Source organism: Pseudomonas sp. GW822-FHT02G04 (genome assembly GCF_058802085.1).
Genome location: NZ_JBXANU010000011.1, coordinates 171,327 through 184,505, shown reverse-complemented (window position 1 = coordinate 184,505; position 13,179 = coordinate 171,327). Strand labels below are relative to the sequence as shown.

9 protein-coding genes are annotated in these 13,179 nt (G+C 57.0%); all 9 read right to left on the bottom strand.

All coding sequences use genetic code 11. The features are described 5' to 3' along the window. Positions 1-89: 89 nt before the first annotated feature. Complete coding sequence (locus AC1RO5_RS16405; RefSeq protein ID WP_018928567.1) at positions 90-929, bottom strand: 23S rRNA (adenine(2030)-N(6))-methyltransferase RlmJ; 840 nt, start codon at positions 927-929, stop codon at positions 90-92. A gap of 255 nt (positions 930-1,184) precedes the next feature. Beyond that, on the bottom strand, positions 1,185-1,508 hold the full coding sequence (locus AC1RO5_RS16400) for a hypothetical protein (RefSeq protein WP_493176240.1): 324 nt from the start codon (positions 1,506-1,508) through the stop codon (positions 1,185-1,187). Positions 1,509-1,879: 371 nt separating this feature from the next. Then, on the bottom strand, positions 1,880-2,515 hold the full coding sequence (locus AC1RO5_RS16395; RefSeq protein WP_493176239.1) for a hypothetical protein: 636 nt from the start codon (positions 2,513-2,515) through the stop codon (positions 1,880-1,882). 212 nt (positions 2,516-2,727) lie between these two features. After that, a complete protein-coding gene (locus AC1RO5_RS16390) occupies positions 2,728-3,087 on the bottom strand; it encodes a hypothetical protein (RefSeq protein ID WP_493176237.1) in 360 nt (119 codons plus the stop codon). Between the two features lie 196 nt (positions 3,088-3,283). Next, entirely contained in the window at positions 3,284-3,700 is a 417-nt protein-coding gene (locus tag AC1RO5_RS16385; protein WP_493176235.1) for a hypothetical protein, read from the bottom strand. After that, a complete protein-coding gene (locus AC1RO5_RS16380; protein WP_493176234.1) occupies positions 3,697-8,505 on the bottom strand; it encodes an RHS repeat-associated core domain-containing protein in 4,809 nt (1,602 codons plus the stop codon). Before AC1RO5_RS16380 ends, AC1RO5_RS16385 begins: the two co-directional genes overlap by 4 nt. After that, positions 8,505-9,242: a DUF4123 domain-containing protein gene (locus AC1RO5_RS16375; RefSeq protein WP_493176232.1), complete on the bottom strand. Its 738-nt coding sequence runs from the start codon at positions 9,240-9,242 to the stop codon at positions 8,505-8,507. Before AC1RO5_RS16375 ends, AC1RO5_RS16380 begins: the two co-directional genes overlap by 1 nt. Then, positions 9,232-11,250, bottom strand: coding sequence for a type VI secretion system Vgr family protein (locus AC1RO5_RS16370; protein ID WP_493176231.1), 2,019 nt, complete (start codon positions 11,248-11,250; stop codon positions 9,232-9,234). The genes AC1RO5_RS16375 and AC1RO5_RS16370 overlap by 11 nt, the downstream gene beginning before the upstream one ends. A gap of 253 nt (positions 11,251-11,503) precedes the next feature. Beyond that, positions 11,504-12,988, bottom strand: a complete 1,485-nt coding sequence (putP, locus tag AC1RO5_RS16365) for a sodium/proline symporter PutP (protein WP_493176229.1) — start codon at positions 12,986-12,988, stop codon at positions 11,504-11,506. Between the last annotated feature and the right edge of the window lie 191 nt (positions 12,989-13,179).

Sequence of the window (13,179 nt, the reverse complement as noted above, 5' to 3'; positions counted from 1 at the left end):
TGGACGCTCTGCGTCCGCTTCGGCAGGGACGCGGAGCGTCCCGGGCTGCATTCCCACGCGGAGCGTGGGAACGATCAACACGCAACTGATCAGCTCTCGGCGATCAACCAATCCATCTGCCACCCGCCCTGGGTCTGCCCCAACTTCTTGGACAACCACGGCAGCAACTCACGCAATTCCTCTTCCAGCCCCCACGGCGGATTGGCAATCGCCAACCCCGAACCATTCAAACTATTCGGCGTATCCAGCGGATGCACCAACAACTCCACCCGCAACAACTTCGGCGCGCCCGTACCCGCCAGATCCTGATAGAACCGCCGCAACGCCCGCTGATCCTTCACCGGATACCAGATCGCCGCCACCGTCTGGCGCATCCGGCCAATCGCCTCTTTCAGCGATGCCGCACAACGCTGCATCTCATCAAGCTGTTCGAACGGCGGATCGATCAACATCACCGCCCGCTTCTCCGGCACCGGCAACAACGCACGCGGCACATGCCAGCCTTCGCCCAGGTGAACCTTCACCCGACGATCGCCCTTCATGTTGTCCTTGAGCAACACACCATCTTCCGGGTGCTTCTCGTTCAGCAACACGCGATCCTGCGGCCGGGTCAAACGCCGCGCCAACTCCGGCGACCCCGGGTAATAGCGCAACTGGCCATCCGGGTTCATCTCGTGCAACACCTTCATGTAATCGGCGGTCAGCGCCGGTAAATCCGGCTGATCCCACAACCGCGCGATGCCTTCCAGGTACTCACCGGTACGACTGGCCTGATCGCCCTGAAGGTCATACAGACCAATGCCGGCGTGAGTGTCGAGATAGGCAAACGGCTGCTCCTTGCGCGACATCAAGGCGATGAGGCGGGTCAAAGTCAGGTGTTTGAACACATCGGCGTGATTGCCGGCATGGAAGGCGTGACGATAATTCATGGCTGCTCCTGCGAAGGCCGGGAAGTTTACCCTGTACGACGCAGAACGTCAGGGGTTCACGACCGAGTGGCCAGCCTGCACGCTGATCACTCCCATGCTCCCGCGCGGTGATCGTTCCCATGCTCCGCGTGGGAATGCCTCAAGGGACGCTCCGCGTTCCAGCCCCACCACCGCCGCCGAGCCAGACACCGATGTGACGCAGAGCGTCACGGGCTGCATTCCCACGCAGAGCGTGGGAACGATCATTCAGCAACGTTATTCCGCAGGCCGAGCCCGCAACCGCCGCCCGACCACATCCAGCACATCACACCCATCACGCAATGAAATGGCACAGAGCAAGGCAAAATCACTAAGGATGAAGGACTCACACTCGACCGAGCCGCGCATCGACATGTTTTCCAGCACCTGAGTGACGGCGCGAATTCGATAGCTGGCAGTGTCGGTCAAGATATCGAGCGGCGCGTGGGTATCGACGAACAGGGTGGGCATGTCGGTGCAGTTGCCGGTGAGGGCCATGAAGCGGCTTTTTGGGTGGGGAATTGGTTTTTCGTAGCGTGGGTCGGGGTGAAGATTTTTCATTTTCAAGTTCCAGAGGCAGTAAACAGGAACTGCCATCAGCCTTCCTACAGGCTGGGGTGGCAGCTATGCGCGGGGTAGGAATATCGAGGCCTTTGGAAAACTCGACCACACCGAAGCGTGCCCGCGCACAACCGCCGCAACTGATCTTACGGACGCACGTTAACGGCCGCAAACCAAGCTTCGACGCTAATACATTTCCAACGACTTTGAAGGGTTCCTACACCCCGCCACTGAGTTTTCAGTGACCACCAGAGACTATCGATGGAATGCATTTCAAACCAGTTCATGGAAACCGATACGAGTTGAAGGAAACTTCCGATGACCTTGCCCAGAAAATTCGCAGTCATCATGAGCAGCTTAAACAGGACTGCTCAGTCCGATGTACTGGCAATCAACGCGCTGAGGATACGACGTTTAGGATTCCAGATAGTCAAACACCACACCCCCCACCATTCCAAACCGTCGTTGAAGTAATCACTCCACGATTCGCGCCCTGGAATTGCATCAGCGTTATCGACCCACTCCCGCTTAAATCCCTTAACCCAATTTATTACTACAACATCATCCTGTTCTTCGAGGCCTAGAGCCTGACACCACTCATGGAATAGTGCCCGAGCCTCAAGCTCTCCTCGTTTGAATTCAGTTCCATAAGGTGGCTCACGGAAAGAACCGTAAAACGCCAGCGGTCCTCGCTCATAATCTTCGACCAAAATAAGATTATGTATTTCTTCCCGACTCAAAACAGTAGCCACAGCCTTGTCTAGCTCCCAACTGATAGCTGGATCTCCTGGATTTATATACTCGGGATTTTTTATCAAATCGTTATGCCAATCCCACAAATCTTTCATGAGCTTTTCGTGAAGCCTGATCAAAGCTTGCCGATGAATTGATTCGTCGACTGTCACATTTATCTCAGGGCGGAGCACCACAAAATTGAAAACGCAGCCAGCGTCATCCATCCGATCAAGAAGCGATTTACTTTTTTCTTCGTCAATTACTTTCAACACTAAAAATATACCTTATCCGAAACAAAAAAATTCTTCTTCGCTATCAATACCCGCAAACAAAATCCACAAAAAGGAGAAATACGTAAAAGGGGACGAATTTATTTATTGATCTATAACAACGCCTTCGAAGCTGGCAACAAAATAAATCCGCCCCTTCGCAGTCCCCTTTGGTAAAAATCGGTTCAGACACCATATTTTTCTTACTTTAGGAATTAATTAATGCCACTTCCTTGATCTTGATACCGCTCCAAACAATTAATGAGAACTGTCATAAACCGCCTTTGATCTTTAACCTCATCATCAAAATACGTGTCCATTTTTGAAAAAATTTCATCAAAACTATTACCCACCTCTAAAAAACAAGACAAAGTTTCGATTAATAAAATGCGCTCTTGCTCACTATAAATAAAAAATTCCGGGCGTAGCAAGGCGTCAAAAAGCTCGGCAAGCTCTTTGTCATCATTCACATTCTTCGAAACGATAATTTTTTCCCGCTCCAAATCATGCGCATTTTTAATATCAAAAACAAAAAGCAGACCTCGTATACTCCACAGCGTGCAGGGCCTATTCATCAATAAAATTCCGCACATGAAGTTTTAGCTTTACCATTTTTGTCCAGTATGACGACCGCTCTAGTCTGCTCACCATACTGCTATCAAAAAGGAACCGATTTATTTGTTGTTCTATAACAACACCTTCGAAGCTGACAGCAAAAATAAATCCGTCCCTTTGTTGCAGAAAATTCTCTTCCCCTCCACATAAACCTTCTCACCAAGTGGATTGATCCTCAAGGCTCGCCCTTAGCAGTTCACCTTTCCATTCATCGCTCAAAACACTGTAAATATCTTCAAAAAACGCACGAGGATTTTTCATTTCATCCCAGCCACTTGGAAAGAGATTGGTGCTTTCGCAGTCATGTTCTAGTAATGTCCGAAAATTATAAGACTCGTCTTGTAGTGCAGATCCAAGGACAGCTACCAGCAAAAACTTATGCCTATAACTCAAAAAATCGTAGCTAACCAAAATATAATTTTTCGCGAGCATCCTTCTATCAGCAGAACAATTAATGTCGTACTTCTCGAGCTCTAGACCAAGAGTGTGTTCCCTATCATAAATATCAAAATCGCCTAGGAGCCCCCTCACTGTTGGCGAATACGGCTGATCTAAATATGGATCTTTAATCATTTAATTATCACCGGATGAGATGTAAACGGCTTAGGGGTTCTACCTTTACTAAATTTTGTTTCCGAACCGTGCATACTTTCAAACAGTTGCGGATTTTCAGGGTCTCTTCTGTTTGGCTTATACCCTCGTCCAACATTTTTATTTTCCCTTCTAACCACATTGTAGTCATTGACATCTTTGCCAGTGAATTGCGGAAGCCCTCGAACAACCCTAGTCATATCATCGTTGAGCGTATGCATATGCAAGTTCCAGCTTTTATATTGCGAACTTAGGTTCCCTCTATTTTCTCTATGGGGAATCATCGTCATAGGGTCCGTCCCGTCTACCGAGCGCTGTCGAATTACCGCATCAGGAACCTCGACACTATGCTTACCAATGGAATGCATTCCAGGGTACTTTTTCTCAAACCGCTCAACCCAGCGCTTAGCAACCTCCTCCTTAAGAACCCCAATCCTTTCTCGCCGCTGTTCACCCGACAGCTTCGGCAGCGCCGGCTCACCTTCATCAACCCTAACGCCAGTCGCATCATCCGGCGCCCCACACCCCGGCGTGTTCGGCGGCGGACAGTTCCCGCTCACCCCCAACGGATCAACCCACCCCGTCGGATTCGGCGTGTACTGATACTGGTTCAGCCCACCCACCAACTTCACCGGGTCCGGCGTCAGGTATCGGCCAACGTCCGGATCATAGTACCGATGCCGGTTGTAGTGCAGGCCGCTCTCGGCGTCGAAGTATTGGCCCTGAAACCGTAGCGGTTGTTCAAGTTGCTCGCCCCCGCCGAACGTCTGGCGCGTGACTTTGCCGTAGGCGTTGTACTTCGCCGACCAGACGATGTCGCCGCCGAAATCCGTCAGCTCCTGCGGCGTACCGAGATGATCGAGTTGGTAATAAAACGGGCAGGCCTTTTTCGGGCCTTTGCCGTCGAGCATGGCCAGGGGGCGGAAGGTGCCGGGTTCGTAGAGGTAGCTGCGGTGGTGTTCGCGACTGCTTTCGGCGACGAGGTGGTCGCCTTGCCAGAAGAACTCGGTGGTGTGGCCGTCGACGGTTTTGGCGATGCGGCGGCCGAAGGCGTCGTAGCGGTAGCTGGCGGTGCGACCGTCCGGGGTGGTGACGCCGACCAGTCGGTGTTGGCAGTCGTAGCGGTATTCGGTGACGAGTTTTTGCGCGGTGCCGCGGCGTTCGCGGATCAGGTTGCCGAAGGCGTCGTAGTCGTAATGGCGGTCGCCTTGCAGCAGCAACCGATTGCCCCGCACCTTCGCGGCGCCAGGGCGATCCTGCATCAGCAGGTTACCGGCCGGGTCGTGGGCGAAGCTTTCCGGTAGCTCGTCGCGGGAGTGGCGTACGCGGATCAGGCGATTGAGCGGGTCGTACTGGTAGCTGCGCTGGCCGTGGCGGGTGTCGGCGATATGGTCGAGATTGCCGTTGAGGCTGTAGGCATAGTCGCGGCGATACAGCGCTTGCTGCTGTTGGCTGACGGCATGGGTCTTCAGTCGGCCCTGGTCGTCGTAGGCGTAGTCGCTGAGCAGCAGACCTTGCTGGCGCTGCAATTCGCGACCGGATTTGTACGTGTGGCTGGTAAGCCGTGCGCCGTTGAGGTCGATCGCCGTCAGCGCACCACCCTTGGCGTGGTGGTAATCGAGTTTGCTGCCGTCCGGCAGGCGCAGACGGTTGAGCTGGCCGCAGGCGTCGTAGCCAAAACGCAACGTGCCCCAGCCTTGGTGCTCGGTGATCAGCCGGTCCTGCTGGTCGTACTCGAATTCCAGCGGATGATCGTGGCCGTCGTCGACGCTGGTCAGCCGGCCCAACGAGTCGTAGCGGTATTCGACCTGGATGCCGTCGGGCAAGGTTTTGACCAGCAAGCGCCCGGCCGCATCCCGTTGATAGCCGGTGATCATCTGCGAGCCGTCATCGCCGAACTCGGTTTTTTCCAGCAGATGGCCGTTGAGGTCGTAGACGTAGGCGGTGCGTTGGCCGTCGAAACCGGTTTCTTGTCGGATCAAGCCGTTGGGCGTGTAGTCCAGCCGATAGTGTTCGCCGGATTCGTTCTCGATTTCCGTCAGAAGCAGCTGTGCGTTGTCGTAGCGGTACTGGAGCTGGGTGCCGTCGGGATTGATCCGGCGGCTGACCAGATGCAGATCGTCGACGTATTCGTAGCGGGTGACGCGACCCAGTTCATCGCGTTCGGCGGTGATCTTGCCGTAGGCGTTGTAGCTAAGCGCGCGGGTGGCGCCGGTAGGCAATGTCGTCTGGACTAGTCGGCCGACGGCGTCCCATTGGTACTGGGTGACCGCGCCGTGTTCGTCCTGACGGGTAATCTGCCGCCCCAATGCATCGTAGGAAAACTTTCGCTGACCACCGTCCGGTAGCGTTTCCTCGAGCAGCTGTCCCAAGGCATTCCAGACAAACACATGCCGGCTGGTGTCCGGATAGCGGACCGACAGCAGCCGGCCCTGAGGGTCGTAGTGGTAATGGGTGACCTGACCGTCGGGATCGGTCGCCTCGGTAACGTCGCCCTGAGCATTGCGCTGGTATTTCCACACCGCCTGACCGCAATAGCGCGCATGCAGGAAACCGTTGCGGTACTCGTAGGACGTCGGCTCGTCTTGCGGCGGAATCAGCACCACCAAGCATCCGACTTCGTCATAACGGTATTCGGTGACAGCCCCCAGCGGATCCTGCTCGGCGACCAACCGACCCTGCTCGTCATAGGCCTTGAGCTGTTCGCCGCCGTCCAGCCCGACCCGGCGCACCAGCCGCGCCCGGTCGTCGTGGACGTAAACCTCTTCGCTGCCGTCGATGTTCAGGACCGTGACTCTGCCCTGGTCATCCCAGACATAACGAGCATCCATCTGTGCAAACGATGCCCAGTGGCGAATACATCTGGCCGCCTTGCCGGATCGTTCCCACTCCCAGAAGAAACTCGCGCCACCGGCCAGTTGCCGCTGCAAAATGACGTGGTTGTCGTCGTAGTCGTAACGCTCGCTTTCGCCGGCGGCGTTGCTCGCTTCGATCAGTTGATCGCGTTCGTCGTAGTGGTAACTGACCAAGGTTTGTTCGGTGTGCCAGGCCTCGGCGAGGGTCTGGGCCGGGCGAAAACTTTGGTAGTCGACAGCGATCAGGTGGGCACGGTCGTAGCGCAACAGCAAGGCGCGGCCGGCGCCGTTGTCGAGGCGCTGGATGCGCTCCTGGCGGTCGCGAGTGATGCGCAGGCGGTTATCGTAGGCGTCGCTGATCGCCGTCAGTCGACCGTGGTGAAAGTGGTAGAACCGCGTGTCGTCGCCGGCCTGGGCGAGGATCAGTTCTTCGGGGTCATTACCGAGGTAAATCGCCGCGCGTGACAGGCTGTTGTGAATCGCCGGGCGTTCGCTGCTCGGCAATGGAAACGTGGTGCGGCGGTTTTCGTGGTCGATCCAGATGACGGTGTCGCCTTCGATTTCCAGCCGATGGGCGAGCGAATGGCTCCAGCCAAAACCGAGGCCAACATCGATCTCGGCGGCGCTGGTGCGGTAGAGCCGGGTGAAGTCGAACGGCAGGAGGCCGTCCAGCGAACCGTCGGTGAGGGTCAGCAGTTCTTCGCCGGTGACCATCGACACCGGGCATTTGTTGGTCGCGGTTTTGTCGACTGAGTCGGCGCTGTCGCCGTTGGGGTTTTTCGCCTGATCCGGGGAGTCGTCGTGGTGTTCGTTTTGCTTGAGCGTGGTGTTGCGTTTGGCATCCCAGCGCAGTTGCATCCGGCCTTTTTTCAGCCCCGCCGCAACACCGCGTGCGGCGACCGCTTTGTACTGGTCGACGTACTTCATGAAGGTGCTGAGGATATTGAATGTCGCCTCAACGAAGCGCATCGCGAGACTGGCCAGCCCCATCCCGTATTTGAGCCCGCGAGCCGTTAAATAGGCTTTGGCGGCGGGTATGCCGACACCTGTGAAAGCCAGCGCTGAAGCGATAAGAATATCGATCAGTACCGAGACAATGACTTGGCTGGCCGCCTCTGCTGCGTTGCCAGCGATCTCGCTGGGCGGGAGCATTTCCAGCCAGAGACTCGCAGTACGCAACAATAAACACAGCGCCGCTTCGTCACTGGCCAGCAGCTGGATTTTTTGCATCACTTGCGGTGATTTTTCCGCCAGCTCACGCAGTTGATCGGCACCGCTGCCCAACCGCTCCGCGAACCGGCCGGGGTCCTTGAGGATGTCCGAGAGCAGGCCGAGGCTGTCCCACACGCCCATGACCGCCGCCCAACTGCCCGCCAGCATGCCGTTACCCGCGGCCGCAAAAGTCGATTGCGACCACTGCGGTTTGAAACCTTCCCACTCACTGCGTAGCCAGCCCTCCAAGTCGCTGGTCAGGCCTTTGTAAGAATCAAAAAGATCGTTGATTTTCGAGGGTGCAACTTCACCCTGGACATGAACGCGATAGAACTTGCCGGGTGTGCCTGTGAACTGCCCTTTACCATGCTCATCGAGCGTGACTGGCGTGCTTTCGCCGCCATCAACGGCAATCACATCGACCTGAATATTCCCCAATGGAATGTCATAAACCGATTCGAACTTGCTCTCGATCTGCAGAATTCCATTAGCCGGACACTGCGCAAGACCCGAGATAAAATCATCGTCGCCACTGCTCACTGCAGTCGTGGTGTCGCCGAGTTTTATCACCCGCTCCATGTCCAACAGCGAAGGTATGTCCATCGCCCGGCTGACCTTGTCCGCATTCCTGCTCAAAAAACTGCCAAGCTGTTGGCGATACAAGACCAGCGTGTCTTTAAAACCGTCGAGCTCCTGCTCGATCCGTACGATCTGATCCATCAGTCCAGCTCCGTCATCAGGTAATCCACCAAGGCTGATTTCGGTGCTTGAAACCGGTCCGACGCCTCCAGAAAGCTCGCGACTTTGTGCCGCAACACACTCATCGAAAACGCCTCATAGAGATCAGGGCGGTCTTCGCTCAACCACTTCAGCAGGTTGTTGATGTGTGTTGTCGCGGACTCACTGGCGAGGTGTTTGAGCAACGACTCGGAAACCTCCCACCACGGAAAAACCCTGGCGGTTTTCAGCGCACTGCCACCGATATCCAGCGGCTGGCCATTGATCAGGCAGCGCCCGATCACCGGCATCAGTTGCGCGGCGTTGACCTCGGCAGACTGCAGAATCGGCAGCAAATAGCGCCCATCCCAATAGCGAAAAAACACCGCGTTGCCGTTGGGCATCAGGACTTGTGTAAGGCTGCGCAAATGCTCGACCAACGACTCTTGGGTGGCAGAAGAAACCGCCAGCCACCCCCAATCGCTGGACTCAGTGGCGGCGACCCACTGCAGAAACTCACTGTCAGCGGCGACGATTCCGACATAGGGCATCACCGCTTCCCACTCGGCATACGCGGTGCCGGCCCAGATCGGGCTCGGCGCTTGTGCCGTGATCGCGCGTTGCCAGGCTTTGAACGGTTCAGCGGCGCTGGCACTGCTGAAAATCGCGAACAGTTGCTCCGATGGTTGCAGTGGCTGTTGCTCCAGCCAGGCGCGAGGCGACAGGACATCAGGCGGCACAGACACCGTCCTTGCAGCGCTCGCACTCTTCGCAGAACGGCGCGTCGCTTTGCAGGCTGAGAATCTGCGCAGCACTGAGCAGCGCCGCCGGGGCTGCTGCGAGTTTCAACGGCACATCCGGCAAGCTCGGCGCAGAAGCCATGACCGCCATCGGCGCACCACCGACCTGAATCGGCACGCTGCTGAAAATCCCGCCAGGGCCGATGTTGATCCACTGCCCGCCCGCCTGAATGGTCGCGCTGGCGCCGCCGTCGATGACCACTTGCTGGCCGGCGCTGACGTGGAATTGCTGACTGGCATTGAGAGCTTGATTGCTCACGCGAATGTGCCGGTCGCCGACGACCACCAGGTGATCGTCCAACCGCACTTCGGTTTGGCGCTGGCCGTGGGTGATGCGTTTTTCGTCGGATTTCAGCTCATGGCGGGCGGTGCCGGTGACGACGATGCTGCGCTGGTTATCGACCTGCACCTGTTGATCGTTCAGCACGTGCTGAGTCCAGTTTCGCTGGGCGCGCAGGTAGATTTCCTCGGCGCCCTTGCGATCCTCAATGCGCAATTCGTTGTAACCACCGCCACCGGGACTACTTTGGCTGCGGAAAATGCTGCGGGTCTTGTCCGCCGGCAAATCGAGGGGCACCGGCGTCGCCGTGTTGGGCAGGCACCCCATCACCAGCGGTTTGTCGGCATCGGCGTCGACAAACCCCACCAATACTTCCATGCCGACCCGCGGAATCATCACGCTGCCGTAACGGTCGTGAGCCCAGCCTGTGGCTACGCGCAGCCAGCAACTGGAATGCTCGTTGAGCTGACCGTCACGGTCCCAGGCAAGCTGAACCTTGACCCGACCGTACTCGTCGCAATGGATTTCGCTGTCTGCCGGGCCGGTGACCACGGCGGGTTGATAGCCGAGCATCCGTGGCTTTTCCGGCCCCAGCGGAGGGCGGAAAGAAACGTCCCACGGCGTCGCCAGAAAGGTATTGCGATAGCCCTGAAAATCATCCGGGCTGTCGCTGGTGGCCGACTCTTCCAGCACTTGCGGCTGACGGCCACGGTGTTCGATTTCGGTGATCAACCACAGGTCATTCCACGCCTGACGCGGGTGTTCGGCCAGGTGTAGGAAATGCCCGCTGACCAAAGCGGATTCGTCGCCGCGACCTTCAGCCTGACGGTAATCCGCGCTGTGTCGCTCCAGCGCTCGTTGAGCCAGATGCTTGCCGTGTTCACGATCGGTGAATTGGCCGGGGAAGTGGTAGTCCTCCAGCACCGGTCGCTGCTCGCTGTCGAGGCGGCTCTCGAGTTGCAATCGCGGTTTCTGGAAGTCGTAGTCGCGACGGGTAACTGCGGTGGTGCGGGTTTCCAGCCGTACATTGAAACGCTTGATCGCTGGCGCATCCGCAGCCATCCCGCTGCCCGGCAGGTACAGCGTCGGCTCGGCCAGGCGGGGGAAAACCGTCTGGTCATCGCCGAACACCAGCAGGTGCCCGTCGGGGCTGTGCTGGAAGTGGTAGTGGATACCGACTTCGGCGCACAGTCGCTGGATGAAGGCCAGATCGCTTTCAGCGTATTGCACGCAGTACTCGCGCTGGGGGTAATCACTGCCGAGCCGGAACTCGAAGGCATCGCGCTGGATGCCGTGGTCTTTGAGGATTTGCGTGACGATCGTCGGCACACTTTTGTGCTGGAAGATCCGCTGATTGATACGCCGGTCGAGATACGCCAGACGCGGTACGAGACTGATTTGGTAGCCCGTCAGACGCTGGCCGGAATCGCTCTGGCCGACACGAAAAATCTGACCATGAATACCGGAGCCTTGCGCATCGAAACTCAGAAACGCCTGACGATGCAGCAGGCTTTCGAGCTCTATGTCGGGCCGCTCGCTGACCAGTTCCAGGTCAAAACGGTAGGGTTGGCTGATGGCTTCCTTGCCCGTGAACTCAAGCACCTTGAGCTCATTCTGGACGCCGTCGAGGGTCAACGTGAAACGCGGTTGATTGGCAGGCGCGAACATCCGATGTGTCTCTGCAGAATGAAGGCGGGCGATTCTGCATGAGCGACAAGGGGTGTTGATGGAGGGACAAGGAAATCAGATTTACCCTGCTTTTTTAGGGATTTTTCCTTCAAAAAACTGGATAAAGCACTACAGACATTCCTGTCAGAAGCACCACCGAACAAATGTGGGAGCGCAAAAAAACGGCCCGCCTCCAAAAGGAAGCGGGCCGTTTTCATGTTCGGCGAAAGGTCAGAGCATCAGCTAATCCCCCTCACTGGTTCAGGCGGAAATCCTTTTCGGCCGCGGCGAAGCGCGAAAGCATGCCGCTGGTCGGTGCGCCCATTTTGCTGACGATGTAGATCGCCAGGCTGGCGAAGATGAAACCAGGGATGATTTCGTACAGGCCCAGCAGTTCGAAGTGTTTCCAGACGATCACAGTGATCGCGCCGACCAGGATGCCGGCCAGCGCGCCGTTGCGGGTCATGTTTTTCCAGATCACGGAGATCAGGACAACTGGACCGAACGCAGCACCGAAACCTGCCCAGGCGTAGCTGACCAGACCCAGTACACGGTTTTCCGGGTTAGCCGCCAGAGCGATAGCGATCAGGGCAACCAGCAGCACCATGGCACGACCGACCCAGACCAGCTCAACCTGAGAAGCACTTTTACGCAGGAAAGTTTTGTAGAAGTCTTCGGTCAGGGCACTCGAGCACACCAGCAGTTGGCAGCTCAGCGTACTCATCACTGCCGCCAAAATGGCCGACAGCAGCACACCGGCAACCCACGGGTTGAACAGGATTTTCGCCAGTTCGATGAACACACGTTCGTGGTTTTCGCTCACGGGCATGGCCACGGCAGGGTGTGCCGAGAAGTAAGCGATGCCGAAGAATCCTACAGCGACGGTGCCGCCCAGGCACAGGATCATCCAGGTCATGGAGATGCGACGAGCGTTGGCGATCGACTTGACCGAATCCGCCGCCATGAAACGCGCCAGGATGTGCGGCTGGCCGAAGTAGCCCAAGCCCCAGCCCATCAACGAAATCACGCCGATAAAGGTGGTGTTTTTCAGCATGTCGAAGTTGCTTGGGTCTTGCGCTTCAATGGCCAGGAACGTGGTGTCGATGCCGCCAGTGGCCAGCAGAACGATGATCGGCGTCAGCAACAGGGCGAAGATCATCAGCGTGGCTTGTACGGTGTCGGTCCAGCTCACTGCCAGGAAACCACCAACGAAGGTGTAGGCAATCGTCGCCGCAGCACCGGCCCACAGCGCTGTCTCGTAGGACATGCCGAAGGTGCTTTCAAACAGACGAGCGCCAGCGACGATGCCGGAAGCGCAGTAGATGGTGAAGAACACCAGGATCACGACCGCGGAGATAATCCGCAGCAGGCCGCTTTTATCTTCGAAACGGCTGGAGAAGTAGTCCGGTAGGGTCAGCGCATCGCCGTTGTGCTCGGTCTGCACGCGCAGACGGCCGGCGACGAACAGCCAGTTCAGGTAAGCACCGACGATCAGGCCGATGGCGATCCAGCTTTCGGAAAGACCGGACATGTAGATAGCGCCCGGCAGGCCCATCAACAACCAGCCGCTCATGTCGGAAGCACCGGCAGAGAGTGCGGTCACGACGCTGCCCAGGCTACGACCGCCCAGAATGTAGTCAGAAAGGTTGTTGGTGGAGCGATAGGCCATGAAGCCGATCAGCACCATTGCTGCGATGTAGATCACGAACGTGATCAGGGTTGGGTTGCTTACGCTCATTGAGTTACGCCCTGGCATTGTTTTTATGTAGCGGCGGCGTGAACCGCTCGCAAACGATGACGTTTGACAGACGATTCGGGGGCCCGCGCATTTATGACTGATGTTTCCCCAGGAAAGCCATCAGCCGGTGCACCGATCTTTTTGACCGGTTGCACCTTGGCCGCGAATGCTATTCAACAATGCAAATAAGG

Coding starts and splice junctions, on each gene's coding strand:
- AC1RO5_RS16385 (WP_493176235.1), bottom strand. CDS start 3,700: ATGATTAAAGATCCATATTTAGATCAGCCGTATTCGCCAACAGTGAGG.
- AC1RO5_RS16390 (WP_493176237.1), bottom strand. CDS start 3,087: ATGAATAGGCCCTGCACGCTGTGGAGTATACGAGGTCTGCTTTTTGTT.
- AC1RO5_RS16370 (WP_493176231.1), bottom strand. CDS start 11,250: ATGTTCGCGCCTGCCAATCAACCGCGTTTCACGTTGACCCTCGACGGC.
- AC1RO5_RS16380 (WP_493176234.1), bottom strand. CDS start 8,505: ATGGATCAGATCGTACGGATCGAGCAGGAGCTCGACGGTTTTAAAGAC.
- AC1RO5_RS16400 (WP_493176240.1), bottom strand. CDS start 1,508: ATGAAAAATCTTCACCCCGACCCACGCTACGAAAAACCAATTCCCCAC.
- putP (WP_493176229.1), bottom strand. CDS start 12,988: ATGAGCGTAAGCAACCCAACCCTGATCACGTTCGTGATCTACATCGCA.
- AC1RO5_RS16405 (WP_018928567.1), bottom strand. CDS start 929: ATGAATTATCGTCACGCCTTCCATGCCGGCAATCACGCCGATGTGTTC.